This is a genomic window from Verrucosispora sp. SN26_14.1 (genome assembly GCF_004307965.1).
Lineage (GTDB): Bacteria > Actinomycetota > Actinomycetes > Mycobacteriales > Micromonosporaceae > Micromonospora.
Genome location: NZ_SISL01000041.1, coordinates 1 through 25,282 on the forward strand (window position 1 = coordinate 1; position 25,282 = coordinate 25,282).

Consider the following 25,282-nt stretch of genomic DNA (forward strand, 5'->3'; position numbering starts at 1 on the left):
AGATGTGTATAAGAGAAATGGTTGCATCCCGGCGGCCTCCTCGCAGGCGTGGATCGTCTCGTCGGCGCCGATGCGGAAGTGCAGGTGGAAGTCGACGACGTCCAGTCCCCGGTGCACGGTCACCCCTCCTCCCCGGACAGCGGCGGATCACCGGACGGATCGGCGGACAGCGGTGGATCGGTGGGCAGGGGATCGGCCGTGGGCGCAGCGGGTGCCGGGGCGGCGACCCAGGCGGCCACGATCTCCCGTAACCGGGCACCGGCGATGTGCCGGACCCGCTCGCCGCTCTCCACGTCGGCCAGCGAGATGTGTCCGGACCAGCCCTGCCACGGGTCGGGCCGGGACTCCACCAGCACGTACGGGTGGGCCACCGGCAGCTTCGGCTTCGGCGGCAGGTCCTCGACCGCGTCGAGGCGTACCGCGTCGGGGTCGAAGCCGAGCACGCCGGAGGTCTCGTAGGCCCCGCCGTGCCCCCGCGCGGGCAGCTCGCCGTAGATCTGCGTGGTCTCCGCCGGGGTGACCAACTGGAACCAGTTGACCAACAGCAGGCTGGCCTGCCGGCGGCCGGAGACCCACTCCATCGCGGCCCGCGCGGTGGACATGTTGGCGTCGTGCCCGTTGACGATCAGCAGGCGGGGGAAACCGGCGGCGACGATCCCCTCGATCACGTCGGCCAGGTAGCCGACCGCGATCTCCGGACGGATCGCCACCGTCCCCGGCCACGGGCGGGTCTGCCCCGGGCAGGCCGCATACGGCACGGCGGGAAAGAGCACCCCGCGCGGGCCGTCGCCGGTCGCGCCGCTCTCGGCGGCGAACCCCTCGGCCAGGATCAGGTCGGTGCCCAGCGGCAGGTGCGGGCCGTGCCACTCCACCGCGCCCACCGGCAGCACCGCGAAGTCCGCGGCGGCGGCCACCGCCGCCAGTTCGCCACCGGGCACCCGGCCGATCGGCAGCAGGCCCGACTCCGGCCAGCCCACGGTCACCTCGGTACGCGTCACGTCGTCCACTTCGCCGCCTCCCGGGACGCCGACCGGCCGCTCTGGAGCCGACCGGAGACCACCATCACCACGAAGATCAGCGCCACCTGGAGCATGCCGTAGGCGGCGGCGGTGCCGACCTCGAACGAGTACATCCGATTGTTGATCTCGACGGAGATCGGTGCGGTCTGCGACGTGTAGATCAGCACCGAGGCGACGAACTCACCGACGCCGTTGACGAAGGCCAGCAGCGCGCCGGCCGCCACCCCGGGGATCATCAGCCGCAGGGTGACCGTGCCGAACGCCCGCCACCACGAGGCGCCCAGGTTGCGGGCCGCCTCCTCCAGCGAGGGGTCGATCTGCGCCAGCGTGGCCGAACTGGACCGGAACACCAGCGGCAGGAACCGCACGAAGTACGCCAACGGCATGATCCAGAAGGTGCCGATCAGCACCTGCCCGAAGCTGAACGCGTTGCCGGTGCTGAACGCCGAGATCAGGTTGATCGCCACCACCGTGCCGGGCAGCGCCCACGCCAGCATGACCGCCACGTCCAGCAGCGCCCGACCCCGGAAGTCCAACCGCCGCACCGCGTACGCGATGAGCACGCCGACCACCACACAGGCGACCGTGGCGATCAGGCTCATCTGCAACGAGTTGAGGATCGGCTGGAACGCCCTCGGGTCGGAGAAGATGGTGACGAAGTTCTGCCAGGTGTACGCCGAGGGGATCACCTCGGTCGTCCACGACCCGTCCTCGGAGAACGCCACCAGGCCGATCGTGACCACCGGTGCCAGCAGCACCACCGTGGCCAGGATCGAGGCGGCGAGCGCGGCCCACTTGCCGAACGGGTTGGTGATCTCCCGCCGGTGCGCGGCGACGCCCTTGGACTGCGAGCGGTAGCTGCGCCGCCCCTCGTACCAGCGCATGCCGAGCAGGAACAGGATCGACACCACCGCCAGCACCGAGGCGTACGTGGAGGCCATCGGCAGGTCGCCGTTGGTGCGGTTGATGTAGATCTGCATGGTCATCGTGCGGTCCACCCCGAACAGCAGCGGAGCGGTGTACGACGCCAGCGAGGTCATGAACACCAGCAGCGAGGCCGAGACCAGCGCCGGGGTGAGCATCGGCAGCAGCACGGTCCGCCACACCCGGACCCGACCGGCGCCGAGGTTGTACGCGGCCTCCTCCACCGACGGGTCCATCCCGGCGAGGGCGGCCGAGGCGGCGAGGTAGAAGAACGGGTACATGGTGAAGGTGTGCACCACCAGCACCCCGGCGATGCCGGTGAACGGCAGTACCGGGCTCTCGGTGCCGAACAGTTGCTGGAGCCCGCGCGGCAGGATGCCGGTCTCGCTGTAGAGCAACTGGAACGAGATGGCGCCGATCAGCGGTGGCAGCGCGGCCGGCACCAGGATGATCGCCTCGATCAGCCGGCGGCCGGGGAACTGGAAGCGCTTGAGCAGGAACGCCATCGCCACGCCGACGATCCCGCAGAGCAGCACGCTGGCCGCCGAGATGCCCAGCGAGGTGAGCAGCGCGGACCGCGCCACGCCCCCGCCGCGCAGGAACTCGGTGTAGTTGGCCACCCCGTCCACCCCGACGCTCTCCGCGAAGGTGGCGAACATCGGCTGGACCACGTACCCGAACAGGATCAGCGCCAGCGGGAACACCAGCGCGTACGGGAACCAGCGGGAGCTGGCGCCACCGGCGAAGCGTCCGCCCAGCCGGGGACGGCGACCCCGTCCGGGCGGGGTCGGGTCCTCGGTGATCGGCGGGACGGTGGCGGCGCTGGGTGCGGCCGTCACGGGTGCACCACCCACATGCGCTCCCGGTTGAGTCGCAGCCCGATCTGGTCGCCGACGGCGACGCCGGACGGCACGTCGATGGCGGCCACCTGCACCGACTCGCCGGCCACCTCGACCACCAGGTTGGTGGCCATGCCGGTGAACTCCAGCTCGGTCACCCGGCCGGGCAGCGCGCCCGCCTCGGTGGCCGAGGTGAGCCCGATGTGCTCCGGGCGTACCGACACCAGCGCGGTCTCGCCGGAACGCAGGCCGTGCCCGACCGGCGCGGCCACGACGATCTCGGTGCCGTCCGGGCGGCCGACGGTGACCGTCTCGTCGGTGACGGCCGTGACCGGCAGCGACAACACGTTGCTGCGGCCGATGAAGCGGGCCACGAAGGCGTTGGTCGGCCGGTGGTAGATCTCCTGCGGAGCACCGATCTGCTGCACCCGGCCGGACTCCATCACCGCGATCCGGTCCGACATCGCCATCGCCTCGGCCTGGTCGTGGGTGACGTAGATGGCGGTGGTGCCGCTCTCCTTCTGGATGCGGCGGATCTCGGTCCGGGTCTCCTCGCGCAGCTTCGCGTCGAGGTTGGAGAGCGGCTCGTCGAGCAGCAGCGTACGCGGGCGGATGACCAGGGCTCGGGCCAGCGCCACACGCTGCTGCTGACCGCCGGAGAGCTGATCGATGCGCCGCTCGCCGTACCCGCCGAGGTGCACCTCGCCCAGCGCCTCCTCGACGCGTCGCCGGGACTCGGCCCGCCCCACCTTGCGGATCTTCAGCCCGTACGCGACGTTCTGCGCCACCGACATGTGCGGGAACAGCGCGTAGTTCTGGAACACCATGCCGGTGTCACGCTTGTTCGGTGGGCGGCGGGTGACGTCCTCGGTGCCGAAGCGGATCCGGCCGGAGGTGGGGAAGTAGAACCCGGCCACCATGCGCAGGGTGGTGGTCTTGCCGCAGCCGCTCGGGCCGAGCAGGGTGAAGAACTCACCGGCGGCGATGCTGATGTCGACATCGTCGACGGCCGCGGTGTCACCGGCGCGGGCGAATCGCTTGCTCACCGACTCCAGCGTGACATCGATCATGATGTCCTCCTTCTCGTGCTGCCGGTCGTAGGTAAGAGGGGTGCTGCCGGCCGCGATGAAAGGAAGGGACCCTTCCTAACGCCTGCGGTATAGGAAGGGTCCCTTCCTAACAGCGGTCGGCCGGACGGCGGCCGGGTCGGGGTACGCGTACCCCGACCCGGTGCCGACGCGGTCAGCCCTTGTTCTTGATCTGGCTGTTCCAGTGGTTGATCCACTCGGTCTCGTGCTCGGCGATCACGTTCCAGTCGACGTTCATCGGGCGCAGGTCGAGCTGGGCCAGCCACTCCGGCTGGTCGGCGATCTCGATGGCGGGGATCTGGAAGAAGTCCTTGGCCAGGTCGGCGCGGAGCCCGTCGTCGAAGAGGAACTCGATGAACTTCTGCGCGCCCTCGGAGTTGCCGCCCTTGACCGCGGCGAGGCCGTCGACCAGCACCGGCGCACCGGAGGTGGGCATCACGTAGCCGAAGGGCATGTTCGACTGGTTGGCCTGCAACAGCACGTCCTGCAGGTTCCAGGCACTCAGTGTGCCCTGCTGGCGGGAGAGCTTCAGGTACAGGTCGGCCGGGTTGGCCGCGTACGAGCCGGTGTTGGCGTCGAGGCGCTTGAGCCAGTCGTACCCGGGCTGCGGGTTGCTGCCGTCGGGGGAGAGGCGCTGGATCATCGAGGCGTAGATCGACCGCATGGTGCCGGACGCGGCCACGTCCCGAATGATGATCTTGTCTTTCCACTGCGGGTCGAGCAGGTCGTCCCAGTCCTTCGGGGCCTGCTCCGGGGTGAGCGCCGCGTTGTTGTACATGATGACCTCGGGCAGCAGGATCTCCCCGAACCAGCGGCCCTCGGCGTCCTTGTACTGCGCGTCCATGTCCCCGGCGAACGACGGCTGCCAGGGGGCCAGCAGGTCCTCGGCCGCACCCGCCGACAGACCCTGCTGGGTGCCGCCCCACCAGACGTCGGCCTGCGGGTTGGCCTTCTCGGCCCGGACCCGCTCCAGGATCTCCTGGGCGCCGATGTTGAGGATCTCGACCTTGCCCTGGTACTCGGGGTACTTCTCGGTGAACTTTTCCACCACGAAGTCCGTGACCTTCTTGTCCCGGGCGGTGTAGATGGTGAGCTGCTGGACGTCACCGGCCGCGTCGTCCGAGCCGCCACCGCCGCAGGCGGTGCCGACGGCGAGCACGGAGGCGAGCGCCCCGGCCAGGAGAAGTCGTCGTTTCATGAGGTACCTCCGAGGGAAGGGATCAAGGGGTGGGTAGGAGTTGGGGTGTGCCGGCCGCCGCGGCGGCGAGGGCGTAACTGACCGCGCCGTGCAGCACCGCGCGGTCGCCGAGGACCGCCCGGCGTACCTCGGTGGTGGCGGGCGCGGAGGCGTCGACGAGCGTCTGGAGCCGCGCCACGGCGTCGTCGTCGAGCTGGGTGGCGGCGCCGCTGAGCAGGACCCGGCCCGGGTCGATCACGCAGACGCAGGAGACGATCAACCGGGTCCAGGCGGCCAGGACCTCGTCCAGGTACGCCGCCGCCCGCGCGTCGGTGCGGGCGAGCTCGACCAGGGCGGCCACCGGTGCGTCCGGCCGCCGCCCGGGAGCCAGTGCGACGACTCGTTCGGCGACGGCGTTCTCCGACCACCGGGCCTCGAACGGGCCGATCCCGTCGTGTCCCCGGTCGCTCGGGTCCAGCGGCAGGAAGCCCACCTCGCCGGCCGCGCCACCGGCGCCCCGACGGACCTGCCCGTCCAGGACCAGTCCGGCGCCGATGCCGTCGGCGACGTGCAGCAGCAGCAGGTCGGCCACGTCGATGCCGGCCCCGGCCGCGTGCTCACCGGCCGCCATCAGGTTGACGTCGTTGTCCACCACGACCGGCACGCCGAGGTGGCGTTGCACCGATTCGCCTATCTCGCGGCCCTCGACCAGCCCCACCGAGGGGGCGAGCCGGACCGTGCCGCCCGAGGAGACGCCCGGCGCGGCGATCGCCACCCCGCGCAGCGCGGGCAGCCCGTCGCCGGCCAGTTCGGGTACGGAGCGGCAGATGCTCTCGACGATGTCGCCGGCGAGTCGGACCGCCCGGTGGGCGATGACGGTGCCGTCGCTGTCGGCGATCTCGCAGCTGATCCGGGTGGGCTCCAACGACACCGCGGCGACCAGTTCGGCGCGCGGGTTGAATTCCAGCATGGCCCGGGGGCGACCGGCCCGGGAGGTGCCCGGGCCGCGTTCGAGCAGGTAGCCCTCGGCGATCAGCTCGCGGACGAGGGGCGTGAGCGTGGCGGGGCTCAACCCGGTCAGCTCGGTCAGCTCGGCGCGGGAGAGCAGCCGCACCTGGCGGGCGGTGGAGATCACCGAGAGGCGCTTGATCTCCTTCGACCGCTCCCGGCTCACCGGGCTCGTTGGTGGCGTCACCACGTCAGTCACACTTCCTTCCTACGGCGAACGAACTATTGCGTCAAGTAACGAGTTGGTCTCGGGCCTCCGACGACACCGCTCTGAGCTGGCCAGATGTCCGATTCGCGGGGCGATGTGGGGGTGCAAAGAAGCGCGTGCTGCCGCATCGAGAAGGCGGAGATTATTTATTCCGCGTACAAACGAAGCGGCGTGCGGCATCCGGTCGTCCTGGTGTCGTCAGGCATGACCATCCAGTGTGTACGGACCGCTTCGGTGCCGTGCGTCGGGTCGGCGCACGGACGTACCGCAGCGCCGACCCGGCGTCGGTCAGGCCGGCCGGCTCGTCGCGGCGGCCCGGATGCCGTCGAGGCCGAGCAGCGCGGTGGCGGCGGTGCTGGGATGCCGGCCACCCGCGGTCGCCACGGCGAGCTGCCAGTGCGGCGGGTCGGTGAGCGGCACGAAGCGCGCGGCGGTCCGCTTGCCCCGGAAGACCTGGGGAACGACGGCGACGCCGAGCCCGTGACCGACAAGGTCGAGCAGCCAGTGCACGTCGTTGACCTCGAACGCGACGCGCCGCTCCACCCCGGCGGCGGCCATCGCCTGGTCGACGGCGTCGCGGCTGATCCAGCCGGGGGAGAAGTCGACGAACGTCTCGCCCGGCAACTCCCGCAGGTCGACTGCGGTGCGGTCGCGCAGCGGATGGGTCGGCCCGCAGGTCAGCACCAGCGGCTCGGCCCGGAACGGAGCCAACGCGACGCCGGGCACCGCGCTCGCGGGCGCGGAGACGAACGCCAGGTCGAGGTCGCCGGTGCGGACCCGTTCGATCAGGTCGGGTGAGCCACCCTGGCGCAACCGGATCTCGACACCGGGGTGGGCGGCGTGGAACCGGGCCAACGTCGCCGCGAGGTCGACCGCGCCGAGGCACTGGAGGGTGCCGATGGCGAGCGTGCCGCGCAGCAGTCCGCGTACGGCGGCGACCGCGTCCTTGGCGGCGGCCACGTTGGCCAGGGCGTGCCGGGCCTGGGTGAGCAGCGCCCGCCCCTCGTCGGTCAGCTCCACGCTGCGGGTGTTGCGGACGAAGAGGCTGGCGCCCAGCTCACGTTCCAACGAGCGGATGGACGTGGAGAGGCCGGACTGCGCCACGTGCAGACGCTCGGCGGCGCGGGTGAAGTGCCGTTCCTCGGCGACCGCCACGAAGTACTCGAGCTGGCGCAACTCCACGATTCATCACCGCCACCGATTGCCGGAATCAGATTCTTCTGTTGGACAGCTTAGCTATCGGGGTAGAAGGTGGAATCCGGGCGTTGCGGGCCACCCGCCCGCCCGCCAACCGCACTGCTTCGAGGAGGAGCCTGTATGCAGACCCGCCGTATCGGTGACGTCGCCGTCGGCGCGATCGGCCTCGGCGCCATGCCGATGTCGATCGAGGGCCGCCCCGACGAACAGCGTTCGATCGCCACCATCCATGCCGCGCTGGACGCCGGGGTCACGCTGATCGACACCGCGGACGCCTATCACCTGGGCCCCGCCGACGCCGGTCACAACGAGTCGTTGATCGCCAACGCCGTGGCGAGCTACGGCGGCGACACGTCCGACGTGCTGATCGCCACGAAGGGCGGCCACGTACGCCCCGGCGACGGCCTCTGGACGCTGAACGGCAGGCCCGAGCACCTCCGGGACGCCGTCGAGTCGTCGCTCAAGCGGCTCGGGGTCGAGGCGATCGGCCTCTACCAGTTCCACCGCCCCGACCCGAACACCCCGTACGCGGACTCCATTGGCGCCCTGCGGGACCTGCTCGACGCCGGGAAGATCCGGATGGCCGGCATCTCCAACGCCGACCCCGACCAGATCAGGCAGGCCAACGAGATCCTCGGCGGCCGACTGGTCAGCGTGCAGAACCAGTTCTCGCCCGCCTTCCGGTCCAGCGAACCGGAGCTGGCGCTCTGCGCCGAGCTCGGCATCGCGTTCCTGCCCTGGAGTCCTCTCGGCGGCATCTCCAACGCCGCCGAACTGGGTTCCCGGTTCGCGGTCTTCGCCGAGGTCGCCGGGGAGCGCGGCGTCAGTCCGCAACAGGTCTGCCTGGCCTGGATGCTGGCGAAGGCGCCCACGGTGATCCCGATCCCCGGTTCGTCGCGCCCGGAGACGATCCGGGACTCGGTCGGCGCGGCCGACCTGGAACTCTCGACCGAGGAACTGGCCCGCCTCGACGCGGCCTGACCGACCGGCATCCGCGAGCCCCGTCCTCCGGCCTCGGTCTGGAGGACGGGGCTCGCGGCCGGTGCGCGACTGCCATCGACCGTCTACTATCGACGGTGATCAGCCGGTGCCGGGAGGTCGCCATGCGCAGGTCGATGCCGTGCCTCGTCGCCGTCTCCGGCCTGCTGGCCGGGCTGGCTCTGGCGGTCGTGCCGGACAGCGCCCGTCCTTCGACGGCTGCCGGCAGCGTGACGGCCGCCGACGATCTGGCGGCCTCCTGGACCGGCCCGTTGAGCACCCGCGGCCGGTACGTGGTCGACGCCCACGGCAACCGCTTCAAGCTCAGGTCCGGCAACTGGCACGGCGCCAGCGGCACCTGGACCGGCAGCGGCGACCGCGCCGACCCGGCCACCCACCACGCCGGGGAGATGGCCGACCAGATCCCGATCGGTCTGGACCGCGCCCCGATGGCCGAGATCGTCGCCGGCTTCCACGAACTCGGCCTCAACAGCATCCGCCTGCCGTTCTCCAACGAGATGATCCGCGACACCCGCCCGGTGCCGGACGCCGCCGTCCGCGCCAACCCGCACCTGCGCGGCCGGACCCCGATCCAGGTGTACGACGAGACGGTCCGGACGCTGACCGCCGAGGGATTCGCGGTCATCCTCAACAACCACACCAACACCTCGCGCTGGTGCTGTGGCGTCGACGGCAACGAACGCTGGAACGCCAGCCAGAGCACCGCCCAGTGGGAGCAGGACTGGCTCCTGATGGCCCGCCGGTACGCCGGCAACGCCCGGGTCGTCGGCGCCGACCTCTACAACGAGGTACGCCGCACCGTCCTCGACGACCCGAACTGGGGACTCGGCGACCGGCACGACTGGCACGCCGCCGCCCAGCGGGTCGGTGACCGGATCCTCACCGAGGCCAACCCCCACCTGCTGATCATCATCGAGGGCATCAACTGGTACGGCCTGCCGGTGGACGGATTCCCGCACGGGCGCCCCACCCTCGAACCGGTCGGCCGGCTCTCGCACACCCTGGTGCGCTCCCACAAACTGGTCTACTCGGCGCACTTCTACGGCTACACCGGCCCGAACCACAGCGGCGCGACCGGCATCGGCGAGACCAGCGACCCCCGCTACCAGGACCTCACCCGCGACCAGCTCGTGGAGACCGTACGGCGGCAGGCGACGTACGTGGCGCTCGACGCCGACCGGCACTTCACCGCACCGGTCTGGATCAGCGAGTTCGGCGTCGGCGGCCGGGACAATACCAACCAGCGATCCCGGGACTGGTTCCACCACTTCGTCGACCACCTGATCGCCACCGACGCCGACTTCGCGTACTGGCCCCTGGTCGGCTGGCACGACAACCGGCGGGGCAACGGTTGGGCGCTGCTGCACTGGGACGCCGCCGGTCACCGGATGGGCCTCTACGACGGCGACGACTGGCGGGCCGACGCGTGGCGTCGCCTGGTCACCGGTGGCCGGACCGGTCCGGTCACCCCGGTACGGGAGTGGTCGATGCTGACCCTCGACCACACCGACCTGAACCAATCAGTGCGGATGCGTGCCGCCCCGGACTGGGACTCCGGCGCCCGCAAGGCGGTCTGCCCCGACGACCGGCGGCTCATCGGCCTGAGCCGCACCGGCAACCGGGGCCTGTGCACCGACGCCCCGGACACCGGCGGCCACGTGGTGGTCCGCGACGAGTCGCACGTCGACGTCGACTGGGCCTCCGGCTTCACCAAGCTGCAATGCCCGCCGCACAAGACCGTCGTCGGGTACGCCGTCCGTGGCGCCAACCTGTCGTCCGTGCTCTGCCGCGACGCGGGCACCGCCGTCGGTGGCACCCGCCGGACGGTCTGGTTCGACCGTGGCGACAACCGACCGGCCGGCAGCCCCGGCGGCGACTTCGCCAACGGCCACCACAAGGGGCAGTGCGCCGTCGGTGAACACCTCGTCGGCGTCGCCTACCGCGCCTGGATCTGGTCACCCGGCAAGGAACCCGACGCCCTGCTGTGCCGTAGCTGACCGGAGGGTCGCGGCTCAGCTCACCCCGAGGGTGACGGCCAGCGAGACGACCGTGGCCGGGGCGTCGGGATGGCGGATCGTGTCGGCGAGGACGTCCCGGGCTGCGGTGCGGTGGCGTACCTCAGCCGACGCGGTGCGATCGGCGTCGAGCAGCTCCGGTGCAGCAGGAGGCGAACGCTGGGCGGGCGAAACGGCGTTGCCGCCCGTGGCTGGCGTGCGGGCGGCCACGCCCGCTCCGCCGCCGCAGCTGCGCTCCGTCCACGCAGACACAGCGCTAGGTGGGTAGATCTGTTGTCGCTCCAGCAGCAACAAATCTACCCACCTTCACGGGCTCGCCCCGCCTCGCGCGCCCACGCCCGCACTCTGCGCCGGCGAGATGTTAGGAAGGGTCCCCTGCTATGCACCAGGCGTTAGCAGGGGACCCTTCCTTGCACGAATGCGCGCCGGAGGTACCAGCGCGAGTCAGCGGCGGTCCAGTTCCGACTGGAGGCGTTGCAGGAGGGTCTTGCGGGCCTTGCCGCCGCGTTCGCGTCGCAGCGCCGCCCGGAGCTGGTTCTTGTCCAGGCCGGGTACGAGTCGACTGGCCTCGGGAACCGTCAGTTCGGTGAGCCGCTCGGCCGAGGTGGCGGCCCGGCCTCGGGGCGAGGTCGCCTCCTTGCGGGCACGTTTGGCGGGTCCGGTGTTGGCGACGAACTGCCGACCGGTTCGCGACGCCTGCCGCTTCTTGGTCTCGGTGTCGCGCTTCTGCTCGTCCGAGAGCTTTTCCCACGCCTTCTTCGGCAGGTATCGCGCCGTTTCGTCACCCTTGCGGGCCCGGGTGGAGCCGGTGCTGGTCTGCCACTTCTCCGCACCCCAGCGCTCCAACGACCGTTGCCGTGAGTCCTTCGGCCCCAGGAAGCCGCCGCCGCGCCGCTCGTACTCCTTGGTGAGCAGTTGCGACTTGCGGGCCGACCACTGACCGGGCCGGCCGCCCCGGTCGGAGGCCATGATCTCGGCCTTGATCTGCTCCCGGAGTTCCGGTTTCGTGTACCGCGCCATGCCGGGTCGTTACCCGAACGCGGCCCTGGTGAACGTGGCCGTCGGGGTCGGGCCTCGGCGGCGGCGAAGCCACTCGCCGGCCTCTGCCATGCTTGGCAGGGTGACGACCGGCCATCCCCGCACCCATCGTCGTACCCGCCGTCCCTGGCGACTCCTGCTCGCGCTCGGTGCCGTCGCGGCCCTGGGCGCGGCCGCCTACGTGGTGGTGCCGCAACTGCTGCCGCCGGGACCGCGCCCGCTGTTCCAGATGCCGGTGGGTTGCGGCGAGACGTGGCAGGTGGGCACCTACCCCGGCCACGGCGAGTACGACGTCGACTTCTTTCCGCTCCAGGGCGAGCAGTGGGGGCAGCCGGTGCTCGCCTCGTACGCGGGCACCGTCACGGTGTCCGGCATCAACGGGTCGCTGGGTGGGCGTACACCGGAGAATCCGGAGGGTCCCCGGGGCCGGGGCGGCGGCTACTGGGTGAAGATCGACCACGGCGGTCGGTGGGAGACGCAGTATCTGCACCTGCTCGAACCGCCGCTGGTGGAGGAGGGGCAGCGGGTCGCGCAGGGTGAGCAGATCGGGCGGATCGGCAGCACCGGCAACTCGGGCGCTCCGCACCTGCACTACGAGCAGCGGGTGGGCTGGCAGAAGGTGGAGACCTGGTTCGACGGCGTGCCGTCCGGCATCACCAGCGACGACGCCGAGTTCACGATGAAGCTGACCAGCAACAACTGCCCCGACGGGCAGCCCTGAGTCAGCGGCGAGGACGACAGTGTCGGACCCCTCTGCTGGGATACCGGCATGGGTGTTCTGTACGACTACTTTCGCGCGGCCGACGACGCCGCGGCGGTGCGGCTGATGGCGGAGATCGACGGCGGGCCGGTGGCTCTCGCCGACGGGCGGCCCGGTGTCGACGCGATCGACTGCAAGGGCATCGACCCGTCGGTGACGCTGGGCGAGTTGGTGGCTCTCGTGCGCAATGAGGCGGACGCCGACGACCCGGTGAAGGACCGGCTGGTGTGGAGCGGGGCCGAGGACGGCCCCTGGTTGACCGCGCTCGACGACGCGACCCGGGACACGCTGGCGTCGATCACCGCCGACCAGACGCCCGAGTTGTCCGCGCGATGGGGACGCAGCGAGGAACTCGCCTGGGACGGGCCGCTTCCCGACGACCAGATGCAGCCGGTGATCGAGGAGGTCAGCGCGCTCGCCCGACGGGCCCGGGACGCCGACGAACACCTCTACTGCTGGTCCTGCCTCTGATCCTGCCGCCGTACGCGTCCTGCCGTCACGGCCGTTTGCGGTTAGCGTGAGGTCCAGGAGGGAGCCGGCGGAACCACGTCCTGCCAGATATACCCCGATTTATGTTGACAATCGCCGGAGAGCAGGCCAGACTCGCCAAAATCTTTCAGTAGTGGCCGGGAAAGAATCCAGGGGAGGACCATGTCCAGCACCAGATTCCGGTTGGCCGGCGCCACCTTCACCCTGATGCTCGTCGCAGTCGCGGGCTGCACCACGGGCGAGGGGGTCGACGTCGACGGGGCCGACGGGGCGAGCGCGGGCGGTGTCCTCGACGCTGCCATCGGTGGCGAACCCGACCAGCTCGACCCGCACAAGACCTCCGCCTACTACAGCTTCCAGGTCCTGGAGAACGTCTACGACACCCTGGTCGAGCCGGACGCGAACCTGGAGATGCAACCCGCGCTGGCCACTGAGTGGACCACCAGCGACGACCAGCTCACCTGGACGTTCACGCTCCGCGAGGGAGTCACGTTCTCCGACGGGTCGCCACTGACCGCCGAGGACGTCGTCTACTCGTACACCCGGATAATCGACGAGAAGCTGAACACCGCGTACAAATTCTCCACCGTGACGTCGGTGACCGCGCCCGATCCCACCACGGTGGTCATCGCGCTGACCGCGCCCACCCCGAACCTGCTCGCCAACCTGGGCGGCTTCAAGGGTGTGGCGATCGTGCAGAAGGCCAACATCGAGTCCGGTGAGGTGACCACCAAGCCGGTCGGCAGCGGTCCCTTCGCGATCGGCTCCTACACCAGTGGCGACAGCATCCGGCTGGTCCGCAACGACAACTACTGGGGCGAGAAGCCCAAGGTGGACGGGGTGAACTTCACCTTCGTCAGCGACCCCACCGTGGCCCTGCAGAACCTGCGTGGCGGCGAGGTCCACTGGACCGACAACCTGCCGCCGCAGCAGGTGCCCGCGCTGCTCGACGCCGACGACCTGACGGTGCGCTCGGTGCCGTCCACCGACTACTGGTACCTCGCCCTCAACCAGGCCCGTAAGCCGTTCGACAACGTCGCCGTGCGCCGGGCGATCGCCTTCGCCCTGGACCGGGAGGCGATCACCAAGGCCGCCAAGTTCGGGCTGGCCACGGTCAACCAGACCGCCATCCCGCAGAACAGTGCCTACCACTACGAGTACGCGCCGTACACGCACGATGTGAACCAGGCCCGGCAACTGCTCGACCAGGCCGGTGTCAGCGGGTTGACCCTGGACCTGATGGTCACCACCGAGTACCCGGAGACCGTCACCGCCGCACAGGTTATCGCCTCGCAGTTGGCGGGAGTCGGCGTCACCGTCAAGATCCGTACGCTGGACTTCGCGCAGTGGCTCGACGAGCAGGGCAACGGCAACTTCGACGCGTTCATGCTCGGCTGGCTGGGCAACATCGACCCGGACGAGTTCTACTACGCCCAGCACCACAGTGGCGGCACCTTCAACTTCCACAAGTACGCCAACCCCACCGTGGACCGGCTTCTCGACCAGGCCCGCACCGAGACCGACCAGGGCGCCCGCAAGCAGCGGTACGAGCAGGTGGCCAAGCAGATCGTCGACGACGCCAGCTACATCTACCTCTACAACCCGGACGTGGCACAGGGCTGGTCCAGCGGTCTGACCGGCTACGAGGTACGCACCGACCGGGCGATCCGGTTCCGCGACGCGGCGCTGGCGAAGTGACCGGGGCGGGGACCGCAGGTGGCCCGCTTCGTGATCCGCCGGCTGGTGCAGTCCGGCGTCGTGCTGATCGGCGTGACCCTCGTGGTGTTCCTGCTGATCCAACTGGTGCCGGGTGACCCGGTACGCGTCGCGCTCGGCACCCGTTTCGACCAGGAGACGTACGACGCGCTGCGGGCCCGTTCCGGGCTGGACCAGCCGCTGGTCCCGCAGTACTTCGACTACCTCTTCCGGGCGCTGACCGGCGACCTCGGCGTCAGTTTCCGCAGTGGCCGGCCGGTCACCGCGATCCTGCTGGAACGGCTGCCGGCGACACTGTCGCTGGCGCTCACCGCGGTGCTGTTCGCGGTGCTCGTGGCGTTCCCGCTCGGGATCGTCTCGGCCATCCGCAGCGGATCGCTGGTCGACCACGCGGTCCGCGTGTTCAGCCAGTTCGGTGTCTCGGTGCCGGACTTCTGGATGGGCATCATGGGCATCCTGCTCTTCGCCGGGGTGCTGGGATGGTTCCCACCGTCGGGGTACGTGGCGCTGACCGAGGACCCGGCGCGGTGGGCCTCGCACGTGGTCCTGCCGGCCGCCACGATCGGCCTGGTCACCGCCTCGATCCTGACCCGCTTCATCCGCTCGTCGATGCTGGAGGTGCTCTCCGAGGACTACGTCCGCACCGCCGAGGCGAAGGGGCTGCGGGCCCGGGTGGTGGTGCTGCGGCACGTCCTGCGCAACGCGCTCATCCCGGTGGTGACCGTGGTGGCGGTGCAACTGGCCAGTCTGCTCGGCGGGGTGATCGTGATCGAGGTGCTGTTCGCCTGGCCCGGCATCGGCCGGCTCACCTTCGACGCGGTCCGGGCCCGTGACTACCCGGTGCTACAGGGCGCGGTGCTGCTGGTCGCGGCCCTGTTCCTGTTGGTGAACCTGCTGGTGGACGTCCTCTACGCCCGCCTCGACCCGAGGATCAGGGTCCGATGAGCGGGCGGTTCGGACGCCTCGTCCCGCCCTGGGCCGGCGTCCGTTCGCGGGGATCCGGCGGCGACGGGCAGGTACGCCGCGCGTTGTCGGCGCTGGGGCGTGATCCGCTGGCCCTGAGCGGCAGCGCGGTGCTCGTGGTGCTGGTCGTGGTGGGGGTGGCCGGTCCCTGGCTGGCACCGTCGGGCATCAACGACGTGGACACCGACCGGATGCTCCAGGCGCCGAGTTGGTCGCATCCGTTCGGCACCGACGAGTTGGGCCGGGACGTGCTCAGCCGGGTGATGATCGCGGCCCGGGTGTCGCTCCAGGTGGGGCTGGTCAGCGTCGGCATCGCCCTGGCGGTCGGGGTGACCCTCGGGCTGCTCGCCGGCTACTACGGCGGCTGGCTGGACAACGTCCTGATGCGGTGCATGGACGTGGTGTTCGCGTTCCCGGTGCTGCTGCTCGCGGTGGCGATCGTGGCCGTGCTCGGCCCCGGACTGCTCACCGCGATGATCGCGATCGGGGTGGTCTACACGCCGATCTTCGCCCGGGTCACCAGAGCCGGGGTGCTCTCGGTGCGCGAGCAGGTCTTCGTCCGGGCGGCGGTCTCCATCGGGGCGTCGGACCTGCGCATCATGGGTCAGCACGTCCTGCCCAACATCGCGGCGCCGTTGATCGTGCAGACCTCGCTGTCGTTGGCGTTCGCGATCCTTTCCGAGGCGGCGCTCTCCTTCCTCGGTCTCGGCGTGCAGCCGCCGGAACCGGCCTGGGGGCGGATGCTCGACGACGGCCGGGAGTTCGTCACCGACGCGTGGTGGCTCGGTGTCTTCCCCGGTGCCGCCATCTTCCTCACCGTCCTGGCGTTCAACCTGGTCGGCGACGCGCTGCGGGACGTGCTCGACCCCCGCCAGCTCACCGTCGCCGAAGCCCGAAGGAAGGTGACATGAGCGAGCGGATGGTGCTGCGGATCGAGGATCTCGCCGTGACGATCGGGACCCGGCGGGGACCGGCGCGGGCGGTCGTCGGGGTGGACTGGTCGGTTCGGGCGGGGGAGACCCTGGCCCTGGTCGGTGAGTCGGGTTCCGGCAAGAGCATGAGCGTGTTGGCCGCGACCGGGCTCGCGCCGCGCTCTGCCCGGGTGACCGGGCGCGTGCACCTGCTGGGTACGGAACTCACCGGGCTGCGGGAGTCGGAGCGCCGTCGGTTGCGTGGGCGGCACGTGGGCTTCGTGTTCCAGGATCCGATGACGTCGCTCAACCCGGTGTTGACGGTGGGTCGGCAGGTCGCCGAGGCGAGCGAGGAGCATCTCGGCCTGAGTCGGCGGGCCGCCCGCACGCGCGCCGTCGAGCTGCTCGACCTGGTCGGGATCCCGTCGGCGGCGCGGCGGGTGGACGCGTACCCGCACCAGTTCTCCGGCGGTATGCGGCAGCGGGTGGTGATCGCGATGGCGTTGTCCTGCGAGCCGGACCTGCTGATCGCCGACGAGCCGACCACCGCGTTGGACGTCACCACGCAGGCGCAGATCGTCGAGCTGGTGGCGGACCTGCGGCGGCGACTCGGTACGGCGGTCGTCTGGATCACCCATGACCTGGGCGTGGTCGCCGGCATCGCGGACAGGGTGGCGGTCATGTACGCCGGTCGCATCGTGGAGCAGGGGCCGGTCGAGGCGGTCTTCGGCCGGCCGGCGCACCCGTACACCAGCGCCCTGCTGGCGGCGCGGCCGGACCCGGCGGCGGGCGGCGGCGAACTGGTCACCATCCGGGGTGCCCCGCCGAGTCCGCTGGACCTGCCGCCCGGGTGTGCCTTCTGGCCCCGCTGTCCGGTGCGGGGTGAGGCCCGCTGCGAGCACGAGCCGCCGCCGTTGGTGCCGGTGTCGGCGGGGCACGACGTCCGTACGTTCTATCCGCACCGGCACGACGGGGAGGCCCGATGACCGCCGAGCGGACCGAGCCGCACCTGACCGGCGACCGGCCCGGCGAGCCGGCCGACGTGGTCGCCGCCCTCGACGACCTGACGGTGTGGTTCCCCACCCCGGCGGGTGTGGTCCGCGCGGTGGACGGGGTGTCGCTGCGGGTACGCCGAGGCGAGACGTTGGGGCTGGTGGGCGAGTCGGGCAGCGGCAAGTCGACCACCGGGTTGGCGTTGCTGCGGTTGGTCGACCCGACCTCGGGCACGGTGCGGGTGGCCGGGCAGGACGTGACCCACTGGTCGCGGCGGCGGTTGCGGGCGCTGCGTCGCCGGGTGGCCATGGTCTTCCAGGATCCGCAGGCGTCTCTCGATCCTCGTCGTACGGTGGGCGCGAGCATCGCCGAACCGCTGGTGGTGCATCGGCTCACCGATCGGGGTGCCGCGCGGCGGCAGCGGGTGGCGGAACTGCTCGACATGGTCGGGTTGCGTCGGGACCTCGCCGACCGGCATCCGCACGAGCTCTCCGGCGGCCAGCGGCAGCGGGTCGGCATCGCCCGCGCCCTGGCCGGCGAGCCCGACCTGATCGTGTTGGACGAGCCGATCGCCTCGCTCGACCTCAGCGTGCAGGCGCAGATCATGAACCTGCTGCGGGGGCTGCAACGGGATCTGGGGTTGACCTATCTGTTCATCGCGCACGACCTGGCCGCCGTGGAGCACATGAGCGACCGGATGGCGGTGATGTACCTGGGGCGGATCGTGGAGTCCGGTACGCCGGCCCGGATCTGGCAGCAGCCCGCCCATCCGTACACTGCGGCGCTGCTGTCGGCGATCCCGGTGGCGGATCCGCAGGTCGAGCGGGCCCGTCGGCGGATCATCCTCAGCGGCGACATCCCCAGCCCGGTGGACCCGCCGACGGGTTGCCGCTTCCGGACCCGGTGCCCGCAGGCCAGGTCGGACTGCGCCCGGACCGATCCGCCGCCGGTCGAGGTCGTCCCGGGGCACCGGGCCGCCTGTCTCTTCGCCGGGGAGGCGGTACGCGCGATGCGCGGCGAGTAGCCCGTCGGGCCCGACACCTTGACGCGCCGCCCCTAACTGTCCACCATTCCTATATGTTTGATGGATTATGTAGGGCGCTGGTGGGGTGACGTGTACGTCTCAGCGCGATCGGACTACGCCGTACGGGCGATGCTGGCGGTGGCCGAGCGCCACCCGGCGGTGGTGAAGGCGGCGGTGCTGGCCGCGAACCAGGACATCCCGTACTCGTTCCTCCAGGGCATCCTGCTGGACCTGCGCCGGGCCGGCCTGCTGCACAGTCTGCGCGGCGCGGACGGCGGGTACGCGTTGACCCGCGCGCCGGAGGGGATCACCGTGGGTGACGTGCTGCGCGCCACCGGCGGGGCGTTGACGACGGTCCGTGGCGCGCCCGCCGACGTCGCCACCTATCACGGCGTGGCCGCCGGGCTGGGGGAGGTGTGGTTGTCGGTGCACCGGGCGATCGAGGACGTGGTCGACCACACCACGCTGGCCGACCTGCTCGCGCCGGCGGTCGGGCTGGCGCGCGACGTCGTTGATCGGCCGCCCCGGGTGGCGTGACGGATCGGTGCGTCGAGCCGGTCGGACAGCCCCTCTGGGCAAGGCTTGAAAACCTGTCGAGTTAGTGGGATATTCGGTGCGCGGTCGGCGCGGACGATCAGGCCTGCCGCGTCCGATGTGGAGTCGGGCGCGACGGGGGATCGTCGCCGTGCCGGCCGGGCATCGGCGCCCGGTCCGTGACCGCCTCCACCACTGTTTCGGTACACGACAGCTCAAAACGGGCATATTCCCTATCTAATCGGTCGGATTTATATAGTGCGGTCGCGCACTGGAGGAGGACGGGTTCCGATGAGGCACCGGATCAGAGCGGCCATCGCTCTCGCCATGGTCACCGGCGTGGCGCTGTCGGGCTGCGGCGGCGGTGACGCGGCCGGCGGCAGCTCCGCCACGTTGAGCATCGTCGGCTTCGCGGTACCCGAGGCGGCCAACAAGGCCATCGCCGCCGAGTGGAACAAGACCGAGGCGGGCGAGGGGGTCCGGTTCCGGACCTCGTACGGCGCCTCCGGCGACCAGAGCCGCGCCGTGGTGGCCGGCCTGAAGACCGACTACGTGCACTTCTCGGTGAGCAGTGACGTGACCCGTCTGGTCGACGCCGGACTGGTCGAGGAAACCTGGGACGACGGCCCGACCAAGGGCATCGTCTCGTCGTCGGTGGTGGTGCTCGCGGTCCGTGAGGGCAACCCGAAGAACATCCAGGGCTGGGACGACCTGATCAAGCCCGGCATCGGCATCGTCACCCCGAACCCGGCGTCCTCGGGTGCCGCCCGGTGGAACGCCCTGGCCGCCTGGGGCCACATCGCCGCGAACGGCGGCACGGACGCCCAGGCGCAGGAGTACGTGACCAAGCTCTTCGGCAACGTCGTGTCGCTGCCGAACAGCGGACGGGACGCCACCACCACGTTCCTCGGTGGCACCGGTGACGTCCTGCTCGCGTACGAGAACGAGACGATCCTCGCCCGGCAGAACGGCGAGAAGCTGGACTGGGTCCTGCCGGAGACCACCATGCTGATCGAGAACCCGGGCGCGATCCTCAAGGACGCCGACCCCAAGGCGAAGGAGTGGCTGGACTTCGTGCTCGGTCCGCAGGGGCAGCGGCAGTTCGCGCTGACCGGCTTCCGGCCGATCATCGACGGCGTCGACACCAGCGGCGTCGAGGGCGCGATCGACCCGAACAACCCGTTCCCGGCCCCGCAGAAGCTGCTGACCGTGGAGAAGGACTTCGAGAGCTGGTCGGCGCTGTCGGAGAAGTTCTTCGACGAGAGTGACGGCATCGTGACCAAGATCATCGCGGCCTCCGGGAAGGCCAAGTGACCTCGGCGACCCTGGTTCCGGACCGGCCGGCGGGCAACCGCCGGTCGGCCCGGGCCGGCCTCCCGCTCACCTGGGTCTCCGGCCTCGGGCTCGGCGTGGCGATGGTCTGGTTCAGCCTGCTGGTCCTCATCCCGCTCGCCGCCGTCGTGGTGACCGCCAGCGAGGGCGGCTGGGGCGGGTTCTGGCGGACGGTGACCAACGAGCAGACCGCCGCCACCCTCCGGTTGACCATCGGCACCGCGCTGCTCGTCACACTGGTCAACGTCGTGATGGGCACGCTGATCGCCTGGGTGCTGGTGCGTGACCGGTTCTTCGGCAAGCGGGCGCTGGAGATCCTCATCGACGTCCCGTTCGCCCTGCCGACGATCGTCGCGGGCCTGGTGCTGCTGTCGCTGTACGGGCCGGACAGCCCGCTCGGCGTCAACATCGCCAACACCCGGATCGCGGTCTTCCTCGCCTTCCTCTTCGTCACGCTGCCGTTCATCGTGCGCACCGTGCAACCGGTGCTCTCCGAACTGGACCCGGACGCGGAGGAGGCGGCGGCGTCGCTGGGCGCGAGCCGGTTCACCACCTTCCGGCGGATCATCCTGCCCAGTCTCACGCCGGCCATCGCGGCGGGCGCCACCCTGTCGTTCGCCCGGGCCGTCGGCGAGTACGGCTCACTGGTCCTGCTCTCCGGCAACCTGCCGATGCGGACCGAGGTGGCCTCGGTCCGCATCCTCAGCAGCATCGAGAACGACAATCCCGACAGCGCGGCAGCGGTCGCCGTGGTGCTGCTGGCCGTGTCGTTGGCCGTCATCGTCGTACTCGACGTCATTCAGCGGAGGGTGATGCGCCGTGGCTGAACACCGCACCGTCGCGCGGAACCGCGTCGGCCGCCGTCCCGGCCGGTACGTCCTGCGGTTCGTCGTGACGGCGTACCTCTTCTTCCTGGTGGCCTGGCCGTTGTACCTGGTCGGACGGAACGCGTTCGCCGACGGCTTCGTCAACCTCAACGACATCCTGACCGACCCCGACGTGACCCACGCGTTGCAACTCACCGTGCTGGTCGCGGTCGTCGCGGTGGTCATCAACACCGTCTTCGGCGTCGGCATCTCGCTCCTGCTGGTCCGCTACGACTTCCCCGGCAAACGGACGCTGAACGCCCTGCTCGACATGCCGTTGTCGGTGTCGCCGATCGTCGTCGGCCTCGCGTTGATCCTGGTCTACGGCGGCCGGGAGGGCTGGTTCGGCCCGACACTCGAAGCAGCCGGATTCCAGATCATCTTCGCCGTGCCGGGCATGGTGATGGCCACCGTGTTCGTGGCGCTCCCGCTGGTCATCCGAGAGGTCGTCCCGGTCCTCCAGGAGGTCGGCGACGAGCAGGAACAGGCCGCCCGCAGTCTCGGCGCGAACGCCGTGCAGACGTTCCGCCGGATCACGCTGCCGGCGATCAAGTGGGGCGTGATCTACGGCGTCGTACTCAGCCTGGCCCGCTCGCTCGGTGAGTTCGGCGCGGTCAAGATCGTCTCCGGCAACGTGCTCGGCGCGACCCGGACGGCCACCCTCGTGGTCGAGGAGAAGTACCTGAACTTCGACAAGGGCGGCTCGTACGCCACCGCCTTCCTCCTCGCCCTCGTCGCCGTGGCCTGCATCATCGTCGTATCCGTCCTCAGGCCGAAGGAAGACCGTTGAGCATCGAGATTTCCCAGGTCGGTAAGCGTTTCGGAGACTTCGTCGCGCTCGACGACGTGTCGGTCAGCATCCCCGCCGGTCGGCTCACGGCGCTGCTCGGTCCCTCCGGCGGCGGAAAGTCCACGCTGCTGCGGATCGTCGCGGGACTGGAACGCGCCGACACCGGGCGGGTCGAGATCGACGGTGTGGACGCCACCCACCTGCCGCCGCAGAAGCGCAACGTCGGGTTCGTGTTCCAGCACTACGCGGCGTTCAAGCACCTGACCGTCCGACGCAACGTGGCCTTCGGGCTGGAGATCCGCAAGCGTGCCAAGGACGAGATCACCCGCCGGGTCGACGAGCTGTTGGCACTCGTCCATCTCGGACAGTTCGCCGAACGGCTGCCGTCGCAGCTCTCCGGCGGCCAGCGTCAGCGGATGGCGCTGGCCCGCGCGCTGGCCGTCGAGCCCACGGTGCTGCTGCTCGACGAGCCGTTCGGCGCACTGGACGCGAAGGTCCGCAAGGAACTGCGTGACTGGCTGCGTCGCCTGCACGACGAGGTGCACGTCACCACCGTCTTCGTCACCCACGACCAGGAGGAGGCCCTGGAGGTCGCCGACGAGATCGTGGTGATCAACGAGGGCCGGGTGGAGCAGATCGGCTCGCCCGACGACCTGTACGACCGCCCGGCCAACGAGTTCGTGATGCGCTTCCTCGGCCCGGTCACCCAGCTCGGCGACGAACTGGTGCGCCCGCACGACCTCCAGCTCTCCGCCGACGGCGCGGACAGCGCCGGCGTGGTCGGCCGGGTCACCCGGGTCACCCGGATCGGCTTCGAGATCCGGGTCGAGGTCACCACCTCCGGCGGCCAGCCGGTGATCGTGACCCTCACCCGCAACGAGTTCCACGCGCTCGGGATCCAGGTCGACTCGCCGGTGCGGATCCGCATCACCCCGGGCAGCCCCACCACCACGGTCACCGCGCCCACCCAGCGCTCGGAGGAACCGACCCTCGCACCCTCGCACTAGCAAGCGCCTCGTCGGCCCCGACGCACACCGCACATCGCGCACCGCGTGCCCGCCGCGCACCGCGCACCGCGCAAGATCATGCTCGATCCCGGATCGAGTGGCCTTCCCGCGACCACGTGGCCACTCGATCCGGGATCGAGTGCTGTCCGGGCCGGCGGTGTCCCGGAACGGCGGCGTGGTCCGGTCGGACGGCGAGATTGACGTCGGGCGCCGGTGAGGGCGAGACTAACCCTATTCAACCGATAGGATTCGCGGTCTTCGGTGGGAAGGTGGTCGACGGGATGACGCGTGTGATCCGGACGGACGAGGAGGCCGTCGAGGTCGCCCGGAAACTGGCGGCCGTCCTCGCCGACGAGGCCGGAGTCCGAGACCGGGAGCGTCGACTGCCCGAGGCCGAGGTGGCCGAGCTCTCCGCCTCCGGTCTGCTGGGCATCACGGTGCCTGCCGAGTTCGGTGGTGCCGAGGTCTCGGTCGCCACGCTGACCGAGGTGTTCCGGACGCTGGCGGCGGCCGATGCCAGCCTCGCCCAGATCCCGCACAGCCACGTCGTCTTCCTCCAGGCGCTGCGCCTGCAGGGCACCGAGGAGCAGCAACGGCGCTACTTCGCCGCCGCGCTGGCCGGGCAGCGGTTCGCCAACGCCCAGTCCGAGCGCGGCGGGCGGACCGTCGCCGACGATGCCACCACACTGCGTCGTCGGCCCGACGGCGGGTACGTGCTGGACGGCGAGAAGTTCTACTGCACCGGTGCGCTGTTCGCCGACTGGATCGTGGTCCGTGCCGTACTGGCCGACCCGGCCGAGCCCGGCGGTCCCGCGGTGCCCGGCGGCCCGGGTGCGAACGGCGGCCCGGCGGCGAGCGGCGGTCCACCTGTGAAGGTGCTGGCCTACCTGCCCCGGGACACTCCGGGGGTGACCGTGCGCGACGACTGGGACGGCATGGGGCAGCGCACCACCGCCAGCGGGACGGTGCTGCTGGCGCAGGTGGCGGTGGACGAGACGCAGGTGGTGCCGTACACGCCGATCTTCGGTGCGGCGACCACCTACGGCGCGCGCGCCCAGGTGCTGCACGCCGCGCTGGACACCGGGATCGCCCGGGGCGCGCTGGACGCCGCGGTGGCGCAGGTGGCCCGGGCCCGGCCGTGGTTCGAGTCCGGTGTCGACCGGGCCGCCGACGAGCCGCTGCTCATCCAGCAGGCCGGCGAGCTGGAGATCCTGGTACGCGGCGCGGAGGCGCTGCTGCGGGAGGCGGCGACCGCGATCGACGCGGCCGAGGCGGACCTGACCGACGACAGCACGGCGCGCGCCTCGGTGGCGACCGCCGTGGCGAAGGTGGCCGGCGCCCGCGCCTCGGTGGAGGTCTCCTCGGCCCTGTTCGATCTCGGCGGCACCCGCTCCGCCGCCGATGCGCTGAACCTGTCCCGGTACTGGCGCGACGCGCGCACCCACACGCTGCACGATCCGGCCCGGTGGAAGGTCCAGCACGTCGGTCGCTGGCTGCTCGACGGCACCCCGCCGCCGCGTCACGGCCAGCTCTGACCGGAGCGGCGCGTCGTCGGCGGGCCGGCGGGTCACCCGGTCACGTCCAGGCCGCGAGGAAGCGTCGTTCCACGAGCCCGAGCAGGGTGTCGGCGAGCTTGCCCAGCACCGCCAGCAACACGATGGCGAGCAGGATCACGTCGGTGCGGCCCGTGTTCTGGCTGTCGATGAGCAGGAAGCCCAGCCCCATCGAGGAAGCGATCAGCTCGGCCGCGACCAGGAAGAGCCAGGACTGCGCCATGGCCAGGCGCAGCCCGGCCAGCACCGGCGGCGTGGCGGCGGGCAGCAGCACCGTGCCGAGCAGCCGTACGCCGGAGCGGCCGTACGCCCGGCCCACCTCGACCAGGTGCGGGTCGACGTGCCGGAGCGCGGCGGCCACGGTGGTGAAGACCGGGAAGAACGCCCCGATCGCGACCAGGGTGATCTTCGGGGTCTCACCGATGCCGAACCAGAGCAGCAGCAGCGGCACCCAGGCCAGTGACGGGATGGCGCGGACCGCCTGGATGGTCGGGCCGACCAGCGAGCGGGCCGCCCGGGAGAGCCCCACCAGGGCGCCCAGCACCAGTCCCGCGACGGATCCGGCGGTGAACCCGAGGAGGACCCGCTGCACGCTGATCGCCAGGTGCTGCCACAGCTCACCCCGGACGAGGAGTTCCCGCAGTGCCAGCAGCACGTCGTACGGCGGCGGCAGTTGCGCCCGCGAGTAGCCGCCGGAGGTGGCCAGCAGGTGCCAGCCGACGAGCAGCGCCACCGGGAGCAGCAGGCCGGCGGCGGCGTACCCCACCCGGGCGGTCCAGCTCTGGCCGGGACCGGCGGTGGCCGGAGCCGGCGGCTCGGCCGGGCGGGCCGG

General features: G+C 71.0%; 24 protein-coding genes. 15 read left to right on the plus strand and 9 right to left on the minus strand.

Annotated features, from left to right (window positions below; genetic code table 11):
- Nucleotides 1-119 precede the first annotated feature (119 nt).
- From EYA84_RS06730 to EYA84_RS06755, 6 genes are all read right to left on the minus strand, one after another.
- Nucleotides 120-998, minus strand: coding sequence for a creatininase family protein (locus tag EYA84_RS06730; protein WP_236145631.1), 879 nt, complete (start codon nt 996-998; stop codon nt 120-122).
- Nucleotides 995-2,782: an iron ABC transporter permease gene (locus tag EYA84_RS06735; protein ID WP_236145632.1), complete on the minus strand. Its 1,788-nt coding sequence runs from the start codon at nt 2,780-2,782 to the stop codon at nt 995-997. The genes EYA84_RS06730 and EYA84_RS06735 overlap by 4 nt, the downstream gene beginning before the upstream one ends.
- On the minus strand, nt 2,779-3,852 hold the full coding sequence (locus EYA84_RS06740; protein ID WP_131052147.1) for an ABC transporter ATP-binding protein: 1,074 nt from the start codon (nt 3,850-3,852) through the stop codon (nt 2,779-2,781). The genes EYA84_RS06735 and EYA84_RS06740 overlap by 4 nt, the downstream gene beginning before the upstream one ends.
- A 172-nt stretch (nt 3,853-4,024) precedes the next feature.
- Complete coding sequence (locus tag EYA84_RS06745) at nt 4,025-5,068, minus strand: extracellular solute-binding protein (protein ID WP_131052148.1); 1,044 nt, start codon at nt 5,066-5,068, stop codon at nt 4,025-4,027.
- A 22-nt stretch (nt 5,069-5,090) separates the two neighbouring features.
- The gene (locus EYA84_RS06750; RefSeq protein ID WP_131052149.1) at nt 5,091-6,254 is read right to left on the minus strand and encodes an ROK family protein; all 1,164 of its coding nucleotides are present in this window, start codon (nt 6,252-6,254) and stop codon (nt 5,091-5,093) included.
- A gap of 297 nt (nt 6,255-6,551) precedes the next feature.
- Nucleotides 6,552-7,445: a LysR family transcriptional regulator gene (locus EYA84_RS06755; protein ID WP_131052150.1), complete on the minus strand. Its 894-nt coding sequence runs from the start codon at nt 7,443-7,445 to the stop codon at nt 6,552-6,554.
- A 135-nt stretch (nt 7,446-7,580) separates the two neighbouring features.
- Here EYA84_RS06755 and EYA84_RS06760 point away from each other — a divergent pair, with 135 nt between their 5' ends.
- Both EYA84_RS06760 and EYA84_RS06765 read left to right on the plus strand, forming a co-directional pair.
- Nucleotides 7,581-8,441, plus strand: a complete 861-nt coding sequence (locus tag EYA84_RS06760; RefSeq protein ID WP_131052151.1) for an aldo/keto reductase — start codon at nt 7,581-7,583, stop codon at nt 8,439-8,441.
- 122 nt (nt 8,442-8,563) lie between these two features.
- Nucleotides 8,564-10,456 carry a glycoside hydrolase family 5 protein gene (locus EYA84_RS06765; RefSeq protein ID WP_131052152.1) on the plus strand — a complete coding sequence of 631 codons (1,893 nt, stop codon included), beginning with the start codon at nt 8,564-8,566 and terminating at the stop codon, nt 10,454-10,456.
- 15 nt (nt 10,457-10,471) lie between these two features.
- Here EYA84_RS06765 and EYA84_RS06770 read toward each other — a convergent pair whose 3' ends face one another.
- Both EYA84_RS06770 and EYA84_RS06775 read right to left on the minus strand, forming a co-directional pair.
- Entirely contained in the window at nt 10,472-10,684 is a 213-nt protein-coding gene (locus tag EYA84_RS06770; protein ID WP_131052153.1) for a hypothetical protein, read from the minus strand.
- 234 nt (nt 10,685-10,918) lie between these two features.
- The gene (locus EYA84_RS06775; RefSeq protein ID WP_131052154.1) at nt 10,919-11,494 is read right to left on the minus strand and encodes a DUF5872 domain-containing protein; all 576 of its coding nucleotides are present in this window, start codon (nt 11,492-11,494) and stop codon (nt 10,919-10,921) included.
- Nucleotides 11,495-11,594: 100 nt separating this feature from the next.
- Between EYA84_RS06775 and EYA84_RS06780 the strand changes: the two genes are divergently transcribed.
- The 13 genes from EYA84_RS06780 (at nt 11,595) to EYA84_RS06840 (ending at nt 24,432) form a co-directional block, all read left to right on the plus strand.
- The gene (locus tag EYA84_RS06780; RefSeq protein ID WP_236145633.1) at nt 11,595-12,233 is read left to right on the plus strand and encodes a M23 family metallopeptidase; all 639 of its coding nucleotides are present in this window, start codon (nt 11,595-11,597) and stop codon (nt 12,231-12,233) included.
- A 48-nt stretch (nt 12,234-12,281) separates the two neighbouring features.
- On the plus strand, nt 12,282-12,743 hold the full coding sequence (locus tag EYA84_RS06785) for a hypothetical protein (RefSeq protein WP_131052156.1): 462 nt from the start codon (nt 12,282-12,284) through the stop codon (nt 12,741-12,743).
- 180 nt (nt 12,744-12,923) lie between these two features.
- Nucleotides 12,924-14,459 (plus strand): ABC transporter substrate-binding protein, encoded by a 1,536-nt coding sequence (locus EYA84_RS06790; RefSeq protein ID WP_131052157.1) that lies wholly within the window; start codon nt 12,924-12,926, stop codon nt 14,457-14,459.
- Between the two features lie 18 nt (nt 14,460-14,477).
- On the plus strand, nt 14,478-15,422 hold the full coding sequence (locus EYA84_RS06795; RefSeq protein WP_131052158.1) for an ABC transporter permease: 945 nt from the start codon (nt 14,478-14,480) through the stop codon (nt 15,420-15,422).
- On the plus strand, nt 15,419-16,351 hold the full coding sequence (locus EYA84_RS06800; protein ID WP_236145634.1) for an ABC transporter permease: 933 nt from the start codon (nt 15,419-15,421) through the stop codon (nt 16,349-16,351). The genes EYA84_RS06795 and EYA84_RS06800 overlap by 4 nt, the downstream gene beginning before the upstream one ends.
- Nucleotides 16,348-17,337, plus strand: coding sequence for an ABC transporter ATP-binding protein (locus tag EYA84_RS06805; protein ID WP_131052159.1), 990 nt, complete (start codon nt 16,348-16,350; stop codon nt 17,335-17,337). The genes EYA84_RS06800 and EYA84_RS06805 overlap by 4 nt, the downstream gene beginning before the upstream one ends.
- Nucleotides 17,334-18,368, plus strand: a complete 1,035-nt coding sequence (locus EYA84_RS06810; protein ID WP_131052160.1) for an ABC transporter ATP-binding protein — start codon at nt 17,334-17,336, stop codon at nt 18,366-18,368. The genes EYA84_RS06805 and EYA84_RS06810 overlap by 4 nt, the downstream gene beginning before the upstream one ends.
- Before the next feature lie 90 nt (nt 18,369-18,458).
- A complete protein-coding gene (locus EYA84_RS06815) occupies nt 18,459-18,905 on the plus strand; it encodes an Rrf2 family transcriptional regulator (protein ID WP_131052169.1) in 447 nt (148 codons plus the stop codon).
- A 288-nt stretch (nt 18,906-19,193) separates the two neighbouring features.
- Nucleotides 19,194-20,216 (plus strand): sulfate ABC transporter substrate-binding protein, encoded by a 1,023-nt coding sequence (locus EYA84_RS06820; RefSeq protein WP_131052161.1) that lies wholly within the window; start codon nt 19,194-19,196, stop codon nt 20,214-20,216.
- Nucleotides 20,213-21,061 carry a sulfate ABC transporter permease subunit CysT gene (gene cysT, locus EYA84_RS06825; protein ID WP_131052162.1) on the plus strand — a complete coding sequence of 283 codons (849 nt, stop codon included), beginning with the start codon at nt 20,213-20,215 and terminating at the stop codon, nt 21,059-21,061. The genes EYA84_RS06820 and cysT overlap by 4 nt, the downstream gene beginning before the upstream one ends.
- On the plus strand, nt 21,054-21,890 hold the full coding sequence (locus tag EYA84_RS06830) for a sulfate ABC transporter permease (RefSeq protein ID WP_131052163.1): 837 nt from the start codon (nt 21,054-21,056) through the stop codon (nt 21,888-21,890). Before cysT ends, EYA84_RS06830 begins: the two co-directional genes overlap by 8 nt.
- Nucleotides 21,887-22,897: a sulfate/molybdate ABC transporter ATP-binding protein gene (locus EYA84_RS06835; RefSeq protein ID WP_131052164.1), complete on the plus strand. Its 1,011-nt coding sequence runs from the start codon at nt 21,887-21,889 to the stop codon at nt 22,895-22,897. The genes EYA84_RS06830 and EYA84_RS06835 overlap by 4 nt, the downstream gene beginning before the upstream one ends.
- A 281-nt stretch (nt 22,898-23,178) precedes the next feature.
- Nucleotides 23,179-24,432 carry an acyl-CoA dehydrogenase family protein gene (locus EYA84_RS06840; protein ID WP_131052165.1) on the plus strand — a complete coding sequence of 418 codons (1,254 nt, stop codon included), beginning with the start codon at nt 23,179-23,181 and terminating at the stop codon, nt 24,430-24,432.
- Nucleotides 24,433-24,472: 40 nt separating this feature from the next.
- Here EYA84_RS06840 and EYA84_RS06845 read toward each other — a convergent pair.
- A partial coding sequence (locus EYA84_RS06845; protein ID WP_201272318.1) for an ABC transporter permease occupies nt 24,473-25,282 on the minus strand: 810 nt, incomplete at its 5' end.